This is a genomic window from Nodularia spumigena CCY9414 (assembly GCF_000340565.2).
Taxonomy (GTDB): Bacteria; Cyanobacteriota; Cyanobacteriia; order Cyanobacteriales; family Nostocaceae; genus Nodularia; species Nodularia spumigena.
In genome coordinates this window covers 749,789-769,288 of sequence record NZ_CP007203.1, presented here as the reverse complement: position 1 = coordinate 769,288, position 19,500 = coordinate 749,789, and the positions used below count along the sequence as shown (strand labels likewise).

The window sequence follows — 19,500 nt, the reverse complement described above, 5'->3', positions numbered from 1 at the left end:
AGTTTTTTTTGGCGAAAATCTGATACTAACTGCAAAAAGCTACCTTGATCTTTTCTCTATTGTGGCAGATTTTACCTTGAACAAAGGCAACAAAAATGGAAACCTGCCAACATAATCGCAGTCAACTTGTGTAGAATATTTGGGCTGAAACCGACACAAATTATAGTTAACTTTTTTTGGCATTCTAAGTAACACTTGCAATAATTTTAACTGCAATTTTTTGAAGGGTGACAATGAATAAACGGTTTTCTACTGCGAAATCTATGGGGTTGGCTAAAGTCTCTAAGCTGGCTCAGAGGACTTTTGTAACTGCACTTGCACTTAATTTGTGGGTTTATCCTTCTCTGGCTGGCGATCCTTTCCGCACTAATGAAGCTCGTAACATTGGAGACAATACAGCAGCAGCTTTTAAAGCGGTTTTCCAAAACGGTGATTATCCAGCAGCCGAAAGTTATTTACAAAAAGCAATATCCACCGAAGCAAATGAGCCTTTAGCCTATGCGATGAAAGCATCTTTAGCTTATGCAAATAAAGACTTGGCTACACTGGATACTTACAGCAAAAAAACTCTTGAAGCTGGAGAAAAGCTGATTGCTACAGACAAACTACGTGGTAATATATACACTGCTGTGGGACATTTTTTTGAAGGAGCAACCATTCTCACCCGTGAGGGTACACTCAAAGGTGCGCCCCAAGCTTTAACTCGCCTACGGCAAGTTTATCAACATTTAGACAGAGCCGAAGCGATCGCACCTCAAGATCCAGAATTGAATTTGCTCAAAGGCTACATGGATTTGATGCTAGCTGTGAATTTACCCTTTGCTAATCCTGATGATGCGATTGCGAGGTTAAAAGCAAATGCTGCGCCTCAATACTTGGCGCATAGGGGTATAGCCCTTGCTTATCGCGATTTAAAACAGTATTCTCAGGCTTTGGAATATGTGAACAGTGCTTTAAAAACCACATCTGAGAACCCAGAGTTATATTATCTCAAAGCTCAAATTCTTAGAAAACAGGGAGAAAAAGCGAAAAGTCAGTCAATAATCCAAGAAGCTGTGGTTAATTTTGACAAAGCTTTAACTAAAAGATCCCAACTTCCCGCCGATTTGGTGAGACAAATTGAACGTGAACGCAACAATACCTTTAACAACCTCAATAATTTAGGTGGTTGATTGAGAATGGGGAATAGTCTTATACAGACGCGATTCCTCGCGTCTCCCCATTTCTTACCCTGATATGCTAATTCTTAGAGACAATAATAGAGATATTCCAGCACAATGCAAATTCAGTTCCGTGAAATTAACCCTTTTGATGTGTGGATTTGGCTGAAATTCACTACAATTCCTTCTGGACGTGAAAAGCAATACATAGAAGAAGTTTTTAATTCCTGGTTTTATTTGGGGAAATTGGGCGCATTTAATGCCGAAAATCTGCAAGTTCAAGAAACAGGACTGGAAATCAGCTACATGAATTATGACCCAGAAGGGTATGATAAAAGTTTGCTGGCACTGATGCACAATATGGGAGAATTTGAGTATGAAGGACAGTGGGCGCGTTGTTGGTTTGACATGGGAACTGCTGATGCGATCGCTCTTGATATTTTAATCAATGCTCTCAAACAGTTAAATCAGGAATATGTCGCTATTGAGGAATTATACATCGGTGGCGAAAATGAAGATTGGCCTGTAGAGGATAGTGAAAACCCAAATCACTCTATGTACGATAATTAACTACGGCTAAAAAAAACGTTTCCATATTCCCGGAGATTTTTAGATGAGCAAACTAGGAAAAATTCGGCTATTAGCTTTAGGATTGATCCGGGATAGCGAGTACGCAAAGCGTACGCAAAGCGAACGCATTTTTGTTTCCCAAGGCTACGATTCCCTCAAACAAGAATCTTATTATCGAGCTTTAGGTGGTGGGGTTGACTTTGGCGAAACTAGCCAAGCTGCTTTAAAAAGAGAATTTCAAGAAGAAATTCAAGCAGACTTAACAAATATTAACTATTTAGGCTGCATAGAAAGTATATTTATCTGTAATGGTAAGCAAGGACACGAAATCATTCAACTTTATGAATGTGATTTTGTTGATTCTAAATTTTATCAATTGGAAAGTTTGATATTTTCTGAATCCAAAAATCATCAACATAAAGCACTATGGGTAGATATTTCTGAATTTAAATCTGGTAAATTAAGATTAGTTCCCGAAGATTTTTTCGCCTACTTGTAAAGTATTAATCCAGTAGCTCAGTAATTTTTACGAACTACGAATTACGAATTACTCATAGGGTGCATCCCAGTTTTTATTTTGCAACAAGAGAATAATTGTCATTGCGAGGAGGAACGACGAAGCAATCGCATAGGTTTGTTGTTAGTCGGAGATTTTGCGATTGCTTCACTCTACTTCGTTCCGTAAGTCCTTCGGACACGCTACGCGAACGCAATGACGTGCAAAAAAGTGGGATGCTCCCTTACTCATATCTATCTCTCTTTGATTTAATAACTTTAATCACATCATCATGTTGTTGACCTTCAATAATGTCTTTTAAATGTATTTTTCCTTCAATATATTGAATATGGATGCGCCAACCTGATATTTTATCGATATCGGCTCTGTATATTGCTTGTTTAATACCTGTGACTTTATGGAGTCTAGTTTTAGGAAAACTTCTGGTTCGATGACACTCATTATCTTCTAGTTCAGCTAAAGCTTGGAGAAAATCAACTTTTAACTCCTCTGGTAAAATCTTAATTGCTTCATGGATGACACCATATTCATCTAAAAGAGGCTTGATTTGTGCCATTAGCTGGAATGAACCTCAATCTCTTGATTTTCTACAGTGAAGTCTTGGTAAAGAGTTTCCGCAACTGAATTATATGCTTTTGTTGCATCTTCAGCCTTGACGGCTCTAAATAAAGTTATTACAGTCCGGTCAAAAATGGGATCATCATCAATAGTCAGAATAATTCTAATTTGTTCATTAATTCTCAGAGAATATATGGAAGAATCATAATTTTCATTGAGTCTGATATTTCTTAATTGCGTGCTATTCTTGTAAAAGAGATTTGTATCTATTGAAAGTAACTCAACATATCTATTTAGTTTTTTAATAATCTTAAATTTTTCTGTATTACTAAATTGCTCTAAATCTTGTTCAAAATCTTTTGTAGATTCAATCAATATATCCATAGCAATTGCTCCTGGGATTAAATCCCCAACTTACTTCAATTTAACGTAGATAATCAATAAATAAAACCTCACCCCAACCCTCTCCTTACTAAGGAGAGGGCGCAGGAATGTTTTTTGCTGATTCAAAAGATGAATCCCCAACTTCTCAAAGAAGTCAGGGATATGGGTATGAAGTTAATTGATACTCAACTTTCAAAAAGACTACGACAAAGGACGGTAAACCCGATAGTTGATTGCAGGGAAAATATTATCCATTAATTCCACCTTTTCCAGCCAACCACTATCCACCTTGCCGATTTTAACATCTTCGTAGAGCTTATTGAACCGCATTAAGTGCGATCGCGTTCTTCTCACAGCATAGGGAACCATTGTACCCGTCCGCATAATAAAAGCCCAGTCAGAAGATTGCGCTAATAAAAGTTCCCGCGCAGCTTGGTTGAGAGCTTTTTCCTGCAAATCATCTTCAGCTTCTATATGCGATATTTCAATCATGCGTTCAGTTGCTTTGTGTAAATGTGGATAAATCCAAGCATTTGTTTCATTCAACCAATACTCATGGAAACCCTTATAACCCCAACTCGACTGCGAAGGGCGACAAACTTGCTGAGTTGGTTCTGTCCGCAAATAATCAGCCAAATGAGCCATTTCATATGTGCCTTGGTCGTGCCATGATTTCCGGAACAGGTAATCAATAAACCAAGGGCCTTCATACCACCAATGACCAAATAACTCAGCATCATAAGGCGACACAATAATGGGCGGGCGACCCATGATACCGTTTAAATGCTCAACTTGACGTTCCCGGTTATACATAAAGTTAGCAGCGTGTTCTGCCGCCTTTTCCCTCGCCCAATAAGGATCATAGAGTGCTTTATCAGAAAGTCCTAAACCACGCCCAGTAATTTTATGATACTTAATCCCCGTGTTTTTGCGCTGACCATTGGGCATGATGTAGGGTTTAATGTACTCATATTCTGCTTCCCAGCCCAAATCTTTGTAAAATTCCCGATATTCAGCTGCACCGGGATAACCCACCTCAGAAGACCATACTTGCTGAGAAGATTCATGGTCTCGACCAAAAGCCGCAACACCAGGTTCTGTAAAAATCGGCGCATAAGTACCAAAGCGTGGGCGAGGACGAGCGTATAAAATGCCATGTCCATCAGTGAGGAAATAGCGTAAACCAGCATCCGCCAGCATTCGCTCCACACCTTCATAGTAAGCGCATTCCGGCAACCAAATACCTCTGGGGGCTTGGCCAAAGGTTTGCTCGTAGTGTTCACAAGCTACCTGAATTTGCGCCCACACAGCTTGTGGATACATTTTCATCAATGGTAGATAGCCGTGAGTAGCACCACAAGTGATAATTTCTAAGTTATTGCTATCTTGAAACTTCTTAAAACCTGTGATTAAGTCACCTTTGTAGTGTTCCCATATCTGACGCGCTTCGTTAAACTCGTTAGCGTAATGTTCGGCTAAATAACGAAGATGCCCATTTTTGACATTACGCTCAATTTCCAGTTCTATAAGTTCTTCTAGTTGGGATAAGTGCGCGTCATAGCGTTCTTGGAGTAGGGGGTCACGGAGCATGGACACTAGGGGGGGTGTCATACTCATGGTGATTTTAAAGTCGATACCGTCTCGTTTTAAGCCCTCAAATACTTTTAATAATGGAATGTATGTTTCGGTGATGGCTTCATAAAGCCATTCTTCTTCTAACACATAGTCACTTTCTGGGTGACGAACAAAGGGTAGATGTGCATGAAGTACAAGCGCGACGTAGCCGATAGCCATAGTTATTTTAGGGTAGGACTTGTAAGTTTAAAAACGAGGGTTTGGCGAAATTAACAATATTTTAAGACTTTATGGGGTGCGTGAATGTAGTTTTATAGTGGGCTATATTGTTAAGATATTTATCAGTTATCAGTTCAGGACTTACGCAAAAACCCTCTCAAACCCTCTTAACTCTGTGTCCTCTGCGTCTGGTGTGGTATGCCTCCGGCACGCTCCGCGAACGTTATTCCGTGATTTGTGCGTAAGTCCTACAGTTATCAGTTAGCAATCGGAAGGCATCATTGGGTCTAAATCGCCTAGGACATTGGCTTGATAACTGATAACTGTTCACTGTTCACTGATTCACTCTTCGGGTTCGTTATACAATTGTTCTAATTCTTGCAACTGTGTTTTCCGAGAAACGCGACGATATTTTTTACTCTCTAACTTCGGTTCGTACTGTTGCTTACCCTGACCTTTGCTTTTGATTTTCATGGTTGATTCGGGATCGGCTTGTTGGTGCAGATGGGTCTGATGTGCGATCGCCTGATCTAAAAATTCCAAGTAATGTTCGTATCTTTCCCAGTCGCCCCGCACCACACAATCAGGCTCGTCTCGATGCAGACAGTCACTAAAACGACAGCTAGCCACTGCTAACCGTTCTCTGGCTTCTGGGAAGTAATAGATTAATTCTTCGGGGCGACAATCTAAGTCAGGTTGATTAAAGCCGGGAGTATCGGCCAGCAAACCACCCCCTGGTAATTCAAATAATTCTGTATGGCGCGTTGTATGGCGACCTCGTGCTAATTTGCCAGAGACTTCCCCCACTCGCAGGTTAAGAGTGGGTATCAGCACGTTAATCAGGCTAGATTTTCCCACGCCAGAAGGCCCAGCAATGACAGTAATTTTATGATTGAGATACTTAAGTAATGCGTCAATATTGATGTTGTTTTGGACGCTAATAAATAGGGGTTTATAGCCCCAACCTAATAGGCGATCGCTAATTTCCTGTTGTACCTGTGGTGAGACTAAATCACTCTTATTCAGGCATAAAAGCACATCAACATCAGTAGATTCAGCTTTTAGCAGAAATCGACTTAATTGATAAGGTTCCAGAGGTGGGTCTGTAACGGCAAATGCCAGGAGGATTTGGTCAACATTGGCGATCGCTGGTCGGTCTAATAAACTTTCACGGGGTAGAACATTGGAAATTGCCCCCCTACCACCAGACCAATCAGGCTCGGAAACAATGACGCGATCGCCCACCATCACCTGTTGCCCGATTTTTTTCAAACGGGTTCGGCGAGTGCAGAGGAGGATGGGGGGAGTAGGGAGTAGGGAGTAGGGAGTAGGGAGTGGGGAAAAATCTTCCTTCTCACCCTGTACCCTCATACTCTTGTCTTCTACATCCAGCTGCACGCGATAAAAATTAGCTTGCACGGCTAGCACCGTACCGAGCAACTGTCCATTAGTAGACATAGTTTCCACTGTTGTCATTGGGCAGTAGCCGGACGGCGTACTAACAAAGAAAAATAGCCCATGCAATCTGTAATTTGCTCAACCTGATAACCTGCCATTGTGAGGCTATCAGGAACTTGCTCAATCGGTTCTCCAGAGTCTAGCCAAACTTCGAGTAAACTTCCGGGCAGCATTTTTTCCAAACATAATTTTGTCCGCACGAAATTAATCGGGCAAGGAGTGCCGCGCAAGTCAAGTTGAGCGTCGGGAGTTGAAAGGTGAGAAGACTTCATTACTTAAACAGATTTCCCAAGAATCCTTCTAGACCACCTTTACCAGTACGGTCTCCCTTAATTTTAGCCAGCTTCTCCAGCAATTCTCTTTCTTCGGGAATCACCTTGGTAGGAATATCAATTAATATTGTCAGCAGATGGTCTCCGCGACTCACCGGATTTCCCAAACGAGGTACGCCGCGATTTTCCAGCTTCATGACTGTATTCGGCTGAGTTCCGGCGGGGATAATCAGTTCCACTGGCCCGTCTACTGTTTCTACTTCCAAACGACAACCTAAAATTGCTTGCAGATAGCTAACTTTAATTTCTGAGAGAACATTAATGCCATCTCGTTGGAATTCTTCGTCTTCATTGACAAATAAATAGACATACAAATCTCCAGGAGGGCCACCACGTTGACCAGCATCCCCTTCTTGGGAGATTCGTAAGCGCGTCCCATTATCCACCCCAGCTGGAATGGTAATCTTGAGTTTTTTAGGTACTTGATTTGTACCCTTACCATCACAAGCATCACATTTGTCTTCAATCACCATTCCCGTACCGTTACAGCTCGGACAAGTTGAGACTTGAGTGAAGCTACCAAAAGGTGTTCTAGTCACACGACGCACTTGACCAGAACCGCCACAAGTGGAACAAGTACGAGGGCGAGTACCTGCTTTGGCACCTGAACCACCACAGGTATCACAGACCTCTAAATGGGAAATCCGAATTTCTTTTTCGCCGCCAAATACCGCTTCTCGAAAGTCTAACTTCAGGTCTAGCCTTAAGTCGTCACCCCGCACCGGGCCACTGCGCCGTCGTTGCGTGGGACCACCCATACCGCCACCAGCGAAGCCACTGAAAATACTTTCAAAGATATCGGCAAAGCCGCCCATATCGCCCATGTCTTGGAAACCTGCGCCAGCAGCAGCCCCTGAAACACCAGCTTCACCAAAACGGTTATAACGTTCTCGAATATCTGGCTCAGAAAGCACTTCATAAGCGCGGTTAATTTCCTTAAACCGATCTTCCGCTCCCGGTTCTTTGTTCACATCTGGGTGATACTTCCGGGCTAAACGGCGGTAAGCTTGTTTGATGTCTTCTTTGTCGGCGTCACGAGAGACACCCAGAATTTCATAATAGTCGCGGGCCATATAGCAAAGGTAAAAGTTAGGGGTAAGGCAGTGTTCTTTAGAGGGCGGCTTGCCGGAGGCTAGGCAGAAAGAAAAAGTAAATTTTTATTAACATCTTAATTTTACCTTTTACCTTTCACAAAAATCACCAGCAAGTTTAAAGCAACAGTTTTTTGCTCATGCGAGACAATAAAAGTCGCCAAAGTTCGACACATCAACTGTCTCTTTTACAATTGTGCTACTTAGCAGGGTCAAGCCCCGCTTATGAACTATAGGAGCTAGCCGCACAATTAGGTGCGGAAAACCCCCCATCTGCATTTGATCGCATTTGTACGAATGCAATGTCTAGCCCACGGCAATTCGCTTCTACAATCTAGCAAAAATAGGGACAGGGGGCAGGGAGAAAGAAGCAGGGGCAGGGGGCAGGCAGAAAGGACAATACACCAATGACTAATGACCAATGACCAATGACCAATGACCAATGACCAATGACCAATGACCAATGACTAATGACCAATGACTAATCTATTGCTTCATAATCAGCCTGTGCTGTACTTTCGTCATCAAAATCAAAGTTGAATTGTGGTATTAGTGTTCCATTCAACGGTTGCTCTAATTCTGATGTCAACAGTTGCTCTGAAACTTCTGCCACTTCGGCACTATCTTCTTCATCGTTAGCTCGGTTGTAGACATCAGCACCAATGGCAAACAAAGTTTGTTGGAAGTCATCTAAGCACTCTTGAAATTCTGTGAGCGTAATGCGGGGATTAGCCATTACGGCTTGGAGTTGAATGACTTTTTCGTTGGCTAAAGCTTTCATCTGCTCACCAATAAAGTCACGGTTATCCCTGATGCTTGATTGGTAACTAAACAACAAATTATCTGCTTGATTTTTGAGTTCAACCAGTTCTTTCCGTTTTCTATCTTCTTCGGCAAATACTTCGGCTTCTTGTTGCATCCGTTCTACTTCGTTGGTTTTGAGACCGCCTGTATTCGTGATCCGAACACTCTGCTCTCGACCAGTACCTTTGTCTTGGGCTGCAACCTTGAGAATACCGTTAACATCAATTTCAAAAGATACTTCTATTTGTGGAACGCCACGGGGAGATGGCGGAATTCCTTTCAGGAGAAATTTCCCCAGACTTTTGTTATCCCTGGCCATTGCCCTTTCCCCTTGGAGGATGTGAATTTCTACAGAGGTTTGTCCATCAACAGCAGTGGAAAAAACTTGAAATTTACTGGTGGGAATTGTGGTGTTACGTTCAATAATTTTTGTAAACACTTCTCCCAAAGTTTCAATTCCCAGGGATAGGGGAGTGATATCCAAGAGCAGAAGATTATCGACCTCGCCACTCAGTACCCCTGCTTGAATTGCTGCACCAAGTCCTACTGCCTCATCAGGGTTGATAGAGCGATCGGGAGCTTTACCGTTAAAAAACTTAACGAGGGCATTCTGCACTGCTGGAATGCGGGTGGAACCACCTACCAAAATAATTCGATCTATGTCTTGTGTTTGGAGGTCTGCGTCTTTAAGGGCTTGAATCATTGGCTCGATAGTAGCGTCAATTAAAGGCTTTGCCATCTCTTCAAATTGAGCGCGATTGAGTTCCATTTCCAGATGTTTTGGCCCAGCCTCATTGGCAGTGAGAAATGGCAAGTTAATGGAAGTACTCGCCATATGAGAAAGTTCAATTTTTGCCTTTTCTGCTGCTTCCCGCAGACGTTGCAGTGCCATTTTATCGGGGGAAAGATCGATTTTCTCTTGTTCCTGGAAACGTTCAATCATCCAGGTGACGATCGCGTTATCAAAGTCATCTCCGCCCAAGTGGTTGTTACCACAAGTTCCCTTCACTTCAAAAACTCCATCCCCAAGTTGGAGGATGGAAACATCGAAAGTCCCGCCTCCTAGGTCAAATACTAAAATCAACTGCTCTTGGTCTTGTTTTTCTAAACCAAAGGCTAAAGCCGCAGCAGTTGGCTCGTTGATGATCCGGAGAACTTCCAGTCCAGCAATAGTACCAGCATCTTTAGTTGCTTGTCTTTGGGCATCTGTGAAATATGCTGGTACGGTAATTACTGCCTGAGTTACTTCTTCACCCAAGAAACTTTCTGCATCCTGCTTGAGTTTTTGCAGAACCATAGCAGATATTTCCTGGGGTGTGTAGTCATGGCCCCGAATTTGCACATCAACAGTATCATCTCGACCTTTGATACAGCTATAAGGTACACGACTGCGTTCTGTTTGAGTATCTTCCCAGCGACGACCGATAAATCGCTTGACACTATAAACTGTGTTTTCCGCATTAGTGACGGCTTGGCGCTTTGCCATCTGACCGACTAAGCGAACATCACCCTTGCCAAATCCCACAATACTAGGTGTAGTACGTCCCCCTTCAGTGTTGGAGATCACAATTGGTTTGCCACCCTCCAAAACTGCGACGCAACTGTTAGTAGTGCCTAAATCGATGCCAATAACTTTTCCCATACGTACAGTATTTTTACCGAATTATTCTACCCTAATGTTTGGCAGATTATTTTTTGTATCATCTAAAGCTTATGGTAACTTCTATGGAACTCCTCTTGCGAGCAGTTGAAACATTGACAGTTTTTGAGGGTCGGCTGTTTGTGTTCAAGTCGCTCCCCAGATGCAAGCTGCTATCAAAAGGCGGGCTGCGAAAGTGCGGCCAACTGTCCACAGCCCTATCCTTTCTGAGATATGCGATGCCTATCCTGGATAGAACCTAGCCACTTTTGGTTAATGAGACGAGCAACTACAGTTTAACTGTCAGAGGAACTCGACTGTTCGTCGGGTGCAGGTGGTGTGTCTTCCTTGGGAGCAGCCACCTTGACCATTGAATGGCGCAGCACGCGATCGCCCAAATAATATCCGCGTACTAACTCTTCTAACACTGTTCCTTCTGGATGTTCATCCGTAGGTTCGCGCATAACTGCTTCATGGAGATTGGGATCGAATTCTTGACCTTCAGGACGCATCGGTGATACACCTATGCGTTTCAGGCATTCCACTAGTTGTTTATAAACCCCTTGATAACTTTTGTGAATTGTCATCTCGCCGTCACTTTGTGGCTTGAGGTGCGCTCGCGCCCGTTCAAAATTATCGACTATGGGTAGCAATTCCAAAATAGTGTTCCGCTTGACTTGCAAATCCAACTCTTCTTTTTCTTTGCTAGTACGTTTGCGGTAATTCTCAAAATCTGCGGCAATCCTCATATATTGAGTACTGCGTTCTTCTAGTTGCACTTTGAGAGACTCAATTTGTTGAGTCAATTCTGCCAAAGCAGCCGTTTCTACTTCAGTTTTTTCAGTGGTAGCAACACTATCTTCTGGGGAAAATATTGTATCTGAAGATACATTTTCTGGTGTTGTCACTTGCTCAGTAACCTCGCTGTCAGATTCGTTGGAGTTTGTTTGGGCTGGGGAGTCGCTCTTCATTGATTGCTTTACCTCTGTTGGTTCACCCAATTGCTGGCTTGTATTGTTTACCTGTTTATTTTCGTCCATCATTGTCTACTCGTCCCAGATTATTTTTATGGCAGTACGTCACCACAGCTTACAACTGAGGCTAATTTTTGTGCCGACATTTTCCTGTTTGTGATGCCACCGTCCTTTTATTGTGACAAATGGTGAACACGTTAGCGTAGACACCCTGGGGACGGTATCCCGAACGAGTCGGTTTACACCAGAAGTAAGCCTTTTGGAAGAGTAGTGCTTGATATTATTCGCCTTTCCTCATCAGAAAAATGGGTATAGCTGCTGACTACGACCCAAGTTAAATATTGTTACATTACTTAGTTCTCTCTGGCAAATCCCAGCAGTGGAAACCCGACAGAACAGACAGGAGAGAAGAGGAAAGCTTGTTAAAAGGTGAATAACTAAATTTACTCAGTTTGACATACTCCCCAGCCTAAAGGCATGGTGATTCTAGGCTCAAACAGCAATTGCAGGCATAGCCTGTCTGACATTGCCTAACCCAACAGTCGATGCCCCGACTGCACAAATATTCCTACTAGCGTTTTCATCCCTCCCATTCACTGATTGACAGGACGGACAACGCCACTCTCTAACCGACAAATCTAAACTTTCTAGAACGTGTCCACAACTAAAACAAGTCTTAGAACTTGGATACCACTGGTCGATGAAAACAACCAGTTTATTCTTCTTTTTGGCAACCCACTCTAGGATTTGTAGGAACTCACCGAAAGCCAAGTCTGATATTTTTCTACCCCAAAGACGCTGCATTCCTTTCAAATTTAAGGTTTCAAAGCACAGCACATCACACTTATCAGTCAGTTGATGCGCCAACTTCCAAAACCAATCACGCCGACGATGATAAATATCCTCATATTTGCGTACTAGATTCTTCCTGGCTCGTTCTCTGTTAGATGAGCCTTTTAGTTTTTTGGAATGCTGTCTACTGGCTTTTGTGATGGAATTTAGAGATTGCTTGAAAAATTGGGGAGACTCAATAGTGCTACCGTCAGAGCAGGTGAGGAATGTCTTCAACCCAAAATCAAAGCCAGCGATTTTACCCGTCTTTGCATTTAATCTCATAAAATTGTAGTTTTGCGTAGTCAAACGTAGCTATACCCGTCACTACAATGAACCTTAGTAATATCTTTCATTGTTGAAAATTCAACTCTAAAACCATTGATAACAATCTCACATCCGTTTTTTGTGGGAGTTTTAACACGACTTACATACTTTCCAGAAGTTATGTTTTTACGATCTTTGTGCAAAGTAGCCTTAACAAAATCTCCTGTAGAAACATGAGTGAATATTTTTTTAGGCTCAGTGCAAGGAAAACCAAATTTATTGATCCTACAGAATCTTCTGCAACTATGCCCCGTGCTTTTTACTGTTAAAATTTTTGTTGTCAGTATTTTGAGAGTTTCAACTTTTCCTACACAAGCAGCATCAATCCAATGAGTTTTAGGCAATCCTAAACGAGTTCTATTAAACTTAGTTAAACCTCCTGAACCTGTTGTTATAGGTAATCCAGTTTCTTTTAACTTATTAAATAAAGCCCATCTCGTTGAATTTACAGCAGACGCATCTTTTAGTGGACGCTTGGCTTGGGATAAAATTTGCTTCAACAACTCAGGCTTTTTTGCTAAAAACTTCTCAATATCTTGAGTACCTTTTTTGATATTGCATTTCTCACAAGCTAGACACAAATTAGAAATTCTATTAGTTCCTCCTTTGGCTTTTGGTTTAATATGCTCAACTTGTAAAGGGACATTTTCCGCAGTACAGTATGCACATTTTCTATTCCATTTATTCAAAAGATATTCACGGACTTCATACCCTTGTAACTCTCCCTGTTGATACTCAAAGCCTGATATCTCCGGGTTTTCTAGCTGCTGTAGGTCAAACCTAGCAAGCTCTTGAACTATGTCAGTTATTGGGGCAAAATTACATAATCTTTTAACCCAAGTGTTAATAGTTAAAACTCTATGGCTTAAAGAAGGTGCTAACCAACCTTGAGGTTTAGTGCGGTTAAGAAATCTAGCTTGACGATAACGAGTATGTCTAGAACGTCTTCCTCGCCTTACTCCTTTTCGAGTTTCTAGGCTTTCTTTAATAGCTAAACCTCTGTGTTGTAATTCCATACCCCAGATGACTTTATTATTTTGAACTAACGCAAAACCTGTAGTTTTACTCCCTGGATCTATTTTTAATTCAATCGGTTGAGTTGGAACTTCAGATTTAGGTTCTTTCAAAATTATGGTAAATGGAAATCTTCTAAATACAGCAGCTTTTTGTTGATTTAATAAAAAACGTGCATCTCCTGGATGAATTGGAGTAAGTGGTTTTTTGTTGGTATCAAGAACTAGAACAAAATTAGACATTTAAATTTCACCTTTTCAGGGTAATGTTTGCTTCAACCTTGTTATCTGAGCTTGTTATGCTAAATACACTATCCTTGCGGATTGTTTAATAAGTAGCAACATGGCAGGGGACTAGCGAATCCCAAGGTGTTATGACCTAGATAACGTTTACTCATGTTTTGAGTGGTTTGGTTCACATAAACTACAGATTACTCCGTTTATTTATGCTCTCCTCCATTCTAGCAACTTGTATATCTTTAGGACTTACGCATAATCTAAGTTTTCTTGGCGTTCTTCTCCCAAAGGGAGAGGCTAGCGCCAAGGCGGCTTGGCGGTTCGATAAATCAAGATTTTTGGTAATTGTTGCGTAAGTCCTGATCTTGATAAATTTGAATTTAAAATACTTGTCCTATCTTTTTCTTACGTAAAAACAGTCACACTCTTCTATTTTATTGGCTTCAGCCCCTTTGTCACCCCTTCAGTTTTGATAGCTTACAAGGGGAGCAACGGGATTTGATGAGGTGCGGGAAAGTAGTAATATAAGTTACCTAATTTTTTAGCGAACTGACAAAAGTCCTCCGGACATCCAAGAAACAACGCTGGCGCTATCGCTACCTAGAAAAGGTAAAAATGGGAACTTCGAGCAGGGTTTATTAGGAATAAGCCCTGGCAATTGAGATATAAAATCCGAACATTTTCGCGTAAGTCCCCGTTATATAATATTTCGGACAGGTCTAATGGGCTAAACTGTCAAATCGTTTTCAAAAAACAACTCCATGCGATCGCCCCGAAATCTAGTCACACCATATTCAATCACATTACCTGTTTGATCGACATTGACCGACTCAGCCAGGAGAATAGGTTGATTTAGGGGAAGTTGCAACCAATGTGCATCATCAGGCTGAACTATACGGGCGGAAACACACGTACTACGACGAATATGGTCACATCCATATACTTGCCGCAAAAACCAAGAGATTGATTGCTTTTCTCGAAAAATCTTGATGTTATGCGGTGCTAAAAAATCTGGAAAGCGCTGGAGGGGAAAGTATCCTGTACTCACACTAATTGCTTCTTCATCCGCTAAACCCAAACGTTCAATTAAAGCCACAGGTTCACCAAGCTTCATCTCTAAGCCTTTGGCAACAGCCCGATCAGCAGGTACTTCCAATATCCGGAGTAGCTGAAATCTGGTTTGCCAACCTTGACCTTTCAGGGTTTGGTTATAACGCACTCGCTTACCGATGGCATAGCGGATAGTTTTAGCAGCCACAAACGTACCTCGCCCCTGATCAACTCTGAGTAACCCCTCATTTTTCAAGAGTGCGATCGCTTGTCTTAATGTATGACGATTGACGGCAAATTGTTCTGCTAACTTCGTTTCTGTCGGTAATTGGTCGCCAATTTGGTAAGTCCCTTGATGGATATTCTCTCGTAACTGGGCAGCAATTTTGGCGTAAATAGGCATTAGTTCATGATTCATAAAATAATTATCTGTATTTAGGTTGTCAACTGAATAGAATTGAGTTACTGTATTTTCATCTAGATGTCTAGATGAATTTAAGAACAGGTTAAGACATGAAAAAGGAATTGGGGAATCAACTCTCAGATATTCAATAACATAATTACTGACATCCTTGAAGACAATGGCTAGCATAACCCAAAGACAAGCTTGGATGAAAACAGTGGCTAAAGCCGAACTAAAGCAACTCGAAGCATTGGTAAGCAAGTTAGACACATTACCCAGTTATAGTTTTTTACGTTCTCCAGAGATTGGTTTAACGATGGTTCAAGGAAGTACAGGGGGTACAGGAAGTCCCTTTAATCTCGGAGATATGACTATTACTCGCTGTGTAGTCAAACTAGAAAGCCCGACCAAATCAGAAAGCATCGTCGGTTTTGGTTTTGTCGGAGGGCGATCGCATCGTCATGCTGAATTAGCAGCCTTTTGTGATGCCCTACTGCAAAGTCCTGAATGGCATGATCAGATTCAAGCTGAAGTAATTCAACCACTACAAACCGCCAGTCTGCAACGGCAAGAACTCAGAAAACGCCAAACCGCCGCCACTAAAGTCAACTTTCTCACAATGGTGAGGGGAGAATAATCAAAATTTACAAATGACTCCAACATTTACGCATTTACCAGGCTTTTCAGACCCGATTCACGACTCTCAACGAACGTTTCGGGCTTTACTTGATGCTAGTTCTCGACCAGCAAAAGTATTTAATATTACATCTGATTTAACTACGCCCACAGGATTAACACTTGCTTGTGCCACAGCTTGTTTGACACTCTTAGATTTAGATGTTCAGGTCTGGCTGCAACCGGGTTTTGCACCCGAAGTAAAAGACTGGTTACTATTCCATACTGGCTGTCAATTTACAGAACAACCCGAAAAATCCGATTTTGCCTTAATTCACGAATTGCCATCACTGTCACAATTATTTAGTTTTCATCAGGGGACAGCGGAACAACCCGAAACTGCCACAACGTTATTGATCCAAGTCGAAAGTTGGCAAGGAGGGCAACCTGTAATATTGACAGGGCCAGGAATTTTAGACAAACAAATTATTACCCCAAAACTTCCCAACTATTTTTGGGATTTTTGGACAAAAAACAATCAAGTATATCCACTTGGTATCGATGTTTTTTTATTAGCAGAAAATACAGTCATGGGATTACCACGCACAGCAAAATATCAGGTCTACCATAATGCTTGATATTCTTTCAAGATAATAGTTCACTAATCTAATCAAACATGAGGATTTGAACAGCTAGATTGAAATTTAAAACCTGTATTAGCTAACACACAATATTTTTAATTAAACATAAAAATCATGCCATACGTTGCAGTCAAAGGCGGTGAACAAGCAATCCAAAATGCAGAAGCATTACTCCAAAGCCAGCGCCGGGGTAATCCGGCTATTCCCGAACTAACCCTAGACCAAATTGAACAACAATTGACCTTAGCTGTAGAAAGGGTGATGTGCGAAGGCAACTTATATGACCGAGGATTAGCAGCCTTAGCCATCAAACAATCCTGGGGTGATTTAGTAGAGGCAATTTTTTTAATTCGAGCCTATCGCACAACACTGCCACGCTTTTACTACAGCCAGCCTCTAGACACCAGTCAAATGCAAATTCAACGGCGAATTTCTTCTATCTTTAAAGATGTGCCAGGAGGACAAAACTTAGGGCCGACCTTTGACTACATTCACCGCTTGCTAGATTTTCAGCTAATGGCAGAAAGTGAAGTTTCATCAGCACCGGAAGCAGAAGCCAGTAATGAACCTGTTCCCTGGGTGATTGACACATTAGATCAAGAAGGGTTAATCCAGGCAGAGATAAATGATGGTTCTCCCACGTCTCCACCGTTTGATTTAACTCGCCAACCTCTCACCTTTCCGGCCGGAAGGGATGCGAGACTTCAGAATTTAGCGCGTGCAGACGAGGGCTTTTTACTATCTTTGGCGTACTCTACTCAACGAGGTTACGGCAGAAATCATCCATTTGCGGGGGAAATTCGCATGGGAGAAGTAGAAGTAGTGATTTGTCCTGAAGAATTGGGATTTGAAATTGCGATCGCTGATATAACAATCACTGAAGTGCAGATGGTGAATCAGTTTCAAGGTAGCAAAGAATTACCCGCCCAATTCACTCGCGGTTATGGTCTCACCTTTGGCTACAATGAGCGCAAAGCTATGTCAATGGCCTTAGTAGATAGGGCAATGCGATCTGAAGAATTGGGTGAAACGGTAGATAGTCCCGCTCAAAATATTGAGTTTGTACTTTCTCACTCTGACAACGTAGAAGCACAGGGATTTGTCCAACACTTAAAATTACCTCACTACATTGACTTTCAAGCAGAGTTAAATTTAGTACGCAAAATGCGACAAAATCAACAGCCAGAGAAGAATCATGATGTGCCTCACGCAGAGACGCACAGACGCACAGAGGAAGTGAGAAAAGCCAAATGATTACAGGAATTAACCATATAACTTTATCACTTGCCGATATAGAAGAATCTTTTAATTTCTACACCCAAGTTTTAGGTTGTCAAGCGATCGCTAACCAGAATCGCCGCCATTAAACAATCCCCCTACGAAAACATAGAATTTTTTGTCTAAAAAACCTCAGCGAACCTTTGCGGGAACTTTGCGCTCCTTTGCGTTAAAAAAAATGCCCAAATCACAAACCCAAACCGGCTTCAACTTTGCTTACCTCGACGAACAAACCAAACGCTCAATTCGCCGCGCCTTACTCAAAGCCATTGCCATCCCAGGACATCAGATTCCCTTTTCCTCTAGAGAAATGCCCATGTCATACGGCTGGGGAACTGGAGGAATGCAAGTCACAGCGGCCGTAATTGGTCAAACTGATGTTCTCAAAGTCATCGACCAAGGTGCAGACGACACCACCAACGCCGTGAATATTCGCCGCTTTTTCAAAAAAGTGTGCGGGATAGAAACAACAGAACAAACAGAAAAAGCCACCCTGATCCAGACACGCCACCGCATACCCGAAACACCACTGAGGGAAGGACAAATTTTAGTTTACCAAGTCCCAATTCCCGAACCTTTACGCTGGCTCGAACCCTCATCTGTAGAAACGGGCAAAATGCACGCCCTAGAAGAGTACGGGCCAATGTACGTCAAGCTGTATGAAGATATTACCAACCACGGACACATTGCCACATCCTACGATTACCCCGTAATGGTGCATGACCGTTATTTAATGAGTCCTAGTCCCATACCACGTTTCGATAATCCCAAAATGCAGATGAATCCAGCACTCCAGTTATTTGGTGCTGGAAGAGAAAAGCGCATCTATGCCGTACCACCTTATACCAAAGTTAAAAGCCTCGACTTTGAAGACCACCCCTTCACTGTGGAACGATGGCATCAAGGCTGTGAGTTATGTGGTTCTACTGAAAGTTATCTAGACGAGGTATTAATTGATGACAAAGGAGGCAGGCTGTGGATTTGTTCAGATACAGACTATTGCCGTCAGCAACAGCAGCAAAGAATGTCTTAATTACGAATTACGAATTACCATGAAGCCTATTTTACAGATACAAGAACTCAGTAAATCTTACAATCAAATCCAGGCTTGCGATCGCATCTCTTTTGATTTGTATCCTGGGCAAGTTCTCGGTATTGTCGGCGAATCAGGGTCGGGTAAATCTACTTTGCTCAAAGCGATCGCCAATAATATTACCATCGACAAAGGTAACGTTATCTACAAAAGTCGCCAAGAAAAATATTTAGAGATCACCCAACTTCCAGAACATCAACGCCGTTGGTTAATGCGAACCGAGTGGGGTTTTGTCCAACAAAATCCTCGTGACGGCTTACGAATGCAAGTAAGTGCAGGAGCGAACATTGGTGAACGATTACTAGATATTGGAGTCCGACACTATGGCAAAATTCGGGATGAAGCGGCGCACTGGTTACAACAAGTAGAAATTGATCCAACGCGAATGGATGACTTGCCAACAACTTTCTCTGGAGGGATGCAGCAAAGGCTACAACTTGCCCGTGTATTAGTAACGCAACCACAGTTGATATTAATGGATGAACCCACAGGCGGACTAGATGTATCAGTCCAAGCACGCTTATTAGACTTATTGCGATCGCTAGTCAGAAACTTTAATTTAAGTGTAATTTTAGTCACCCATGACATCGGCGTTGTCCGACTCCTAGCCCATCGCTTACTAGTAATGCAACAAGGACAAGTCGTGGAATCAGGACTAACCGACCAAGTACTAGACGATCCACAACATCCCTACACCCAACTCCTAGTCAGCGCCGCCCTCACACCATAAC

Annotated in this window: 19 protein-coding genes and 1 pseudogene; 9 read left to right on the top strand and 11 right to left on the bottom strand. The window is 42.2% G+C overall.

Annotation, left to right across the window (positions count from 1 at the left end):
- The first annotated feature begins 233 nt into the window (after positions 1–233).
- From NSP_RS03480 to NSP_RS03470, 3 genes are all read left to right on the top strand, one after another.
- Positions 234–1,172, top strand: coding sequence for a Sll0314/Alr1548 family TPR repeat-containing protein (locus NSP_RS03480; RefSeq protein WP_017803802.1), 939 nt, complete (start codon positions 234–236; stop codon positions 1,170–1,172).
- Positions 1,173–1,277: 105 nt separating this feature from the next.
- Positions 1,278–1,730 carry a DUF3531 family protein gene (locus tag NSP_RS03475; protein ID WP_006198639.1) on the top strand — a complete coding sequence of 151 codons (453 nt, stop codon included), beginning with the start codon at positions 1,278–1,280 and terminating at the stop codon, positions 1,728–1,730.
- A 43-nt stretch (positions 1,731–1,773) separates the two neighbouring features.
- Positions 1,774–2,229: an NUDIX hydrolase gene (locus tag NSP_RS03470; protein ID WP_006198638.1), complete on the top strand. Its 456-nt coding sequence runs from the start codon at positions 1,774–1,776 to the stop codon at positions 2,227–2,229.
- A gap of 241 nt (positions 2,230–2,470) precedes the next feature.
- Here the strand turns inward: NSP_RS03470 and NSP_RS03465 are convergent, their stop codons facing one another.
- From NSP_RS03465 to phnF, 11 genes and pseudogenes are all read right to left on the bottom strand, one after another.
- Positions 2,471–2,803 (bottom strand): hypothetical protein, encoded by a 333-nt coding sequence (locus NSP_RS03465; RefSeq protein WP_006198637.1) that lies wholly within the window; start codon positions 2,801–2,803, stop codon positions 2,471–2,473.
- Positions 2,803–3,189: a hypothetical protein gene (locus tag NSP_RS03460; RefSeq protein WP_006198636.1), complete on the bottom strand. Its 387-nt coding sequence runs from the start codon at positions 3,187–3,189 to the stop codon at positions 2,803–2,805. The genes NSP_RS03465 and NSP_RS03460 overlap by 1 nt, the downstream gene beginning before the upstream one ends.
- 201 nt (positions 3,190–3,390) lie before the next feature.
- Positions 3,391–4,983, bottom strand: coding sequence for a glycoside hydrolase family 57 protein (locus tag NSP_RS03455; RefSeq protein ID WP_006198635.1), 1,593 nt, complete (start codon positions 4,981–4,983; stop codon positions 3,391–3,393).
- 342 nt (positions 4,984–5,325) lie between these two features.
- Complete coding sequence (gene rsgA / locus NSP_RS03450) at positions 5,326–6,459, bottom strand: small ribosomal subunit biogenesis GTPase RsgA (protein ID WP_006198634.1); 1,134 nt, start codon at positions 6,457–6,459, stop codon at positions 5,326–5,328.
- On the bottom strand, positions 6,456–6,713 hold the full coding sequence (locus NSP_RS03445) for a sulfurtransferase TusA family protein (RefSeq protein WP_006198633.1): 258 nt from the start codon (positions 6,711–6,713) through the stop codon (positions 6,456–6,458). Before NSP_RS03445 ends, rsgA begins: the two co-directional genes overlap by 4 nt.
- A complete protein-coding gene (gene dnaJ, locus NSP_RS03440) occupies positions 6,713–7,846 on the bottom strand; it encodes a molecular chaperone DnaJ (protein ID WP_006198632.1) in 1,134 nt (377 codons plus the stop codon). The genes NSP_RS03445 and dnaJ overlap by 1 nt, the downstream gene beginning before the upstream one ends.
- A gap of 499 nt (positions 7,847–8,345) precedes the next feature.
- Entirely contained in the window at positions 8,346–10,310 is a 1,965-nt protein-coding gene (dnaK, locus tag NSP_RS03435; RefSeq protein ID WP_006198631.1) for a molecular chaperone DnaK, read from the bottom strand.
- Between the two features lie 293 nt (positions 10,311–10,603).
- Positions 10,604–11,350, bottom strand: a complete 747-nt coding sequence (gene grpE / locus NSP_RS03430; RefSeq protein WP_044482724.1) for a nucleotide exchange factor GrpE — start codon at positions 11,348–11,350, stop codon at positions 10,604–10,606.
- A 423-nt stretch (positions 11,351–11,773) separates the two neighbouring features.
- Positions 11,774–12,391: pseudogene (locus tag NSP_RS03425) on the bottom strand (RNA-guided endonuclease InsQ/TnpB family protein); the annotation flags it as partial.
- A gap of 26 nt (positions 12,392–12,417) precedes the next feature.
- Positions 12,418–13,695 (bottom strand): RNA-guided endonuclease IscB, encoded by a 1,278-nt coding sequence (gene iscB, locus NSP_RS03420; RefSeq protein ID WP_006194169.1) that lies wholly within the window; start codon positions 13,693–13,695, stop codon positions 12,418–12,420.
- A gap of 721 nt (positions 13,696–14,416) precedes the next feature.
- Positions 14,417–15,157: a phosphonate metabolism transcriptional regulator PhnF gene (gene phnF, locus NSP_RS03415; RefSeq protein ID WP_231859529.1), complete on the bottom strand. Its 741-nt coding sequence runs from the start codon at positions 15,155–15,157 to the stop codon at positions 14,417–14,419.
- A 163-nt stretch (positions 15,158–15,320) separates the two neighbouring features.
- On the opposite strand from phnF, the gene phnG reads away from it, so the two are divergent.
- The 6 genes from phnG to phnK all read left to right on the top strand — a co-directional run bounded on the left by phnG (position 15,321) and on the right by phnK (position 19,499).
- The gene (phnG, locus tag NSP_RS03410; protein WP_006194171.1) at positions 15,321–15,779 is read left to right on the top strand and encodes a phosphonate C-P lyase system protein PhnG; all 459 of its coding nucleotides are present in this window, start codon (positions 15,321–15,323) and stop codon (positions 15,777–15,779) included.
- A 13-nt stretch (positions 15,780–15,792) separates the two neighbouring features.
- Positions 15,793–16,395 carry a phosphonate C-P lyase system protein PhnH gene (phnH, locus tag NSP_RS03405; RefSeq protein WP_006194172.1) on the top strand — a complete coding sequence of 201 codons (603 nt, stop codon included), beginning with the start codon at positions 15,793–15,795 and terminating at the stop codon, positions 16,393–16,395.
- A 117-nt stretch (positions 16,396–16,512) separates the two neighbouring features.
- On the top strand, positions 16,513–17,652 hold the full coding sequence (locus NSP_RS03400; RefSeq protein ID WP_017803800.1) for a carbon-phosphorus lyase complex subunit: 1,140 nt from the start codon (positions 16,513–16,515) through the stop codon (positions 17,650–17,652).
- Entirely contained in the window at positions 17,649–17,765 is a 117-nt protein-coding gene (locus tag NSP_RS23855) for a VOC family protein (RefSeq protein WP_006194175.1), read from the top strand. The genes NSP_RS03400 and NSP_RS23855 overlap by 4 nt, the downstream gene beginning before the upstream one ends.
- Before the next feature lie 89 nt (positions 17,766–17,854).
- Entirely contained in the window at positions 17,855–18,709 is an 855-nt protein-coding gene (locus NSP_RS03395) for an alpha-D-ribose 1-methylphosphonate 5-phosphate C-P-lyase PhnJ (RefSeq protein ID WP_173403328.1), read from the top strand.
- 19 nt (positions 18,710–18,728) lie between these two features.
- Positions 18,729–19,499 carry a phosphonate C-P lyase system protein PhnK gene (phnK, locus tag NSP_RS03390; RefSeq protein WP_006194177.1) on the top strand — a complete coding sequence of 257 codons (771 nt, stop codon included), beginning with the start codon at positions 18,729–18,731 and terminating at the stop codon, positions 19,497–19,499.
- The last annotated feature ends 1 nt before the right edge of the window (position 19,500 follow it).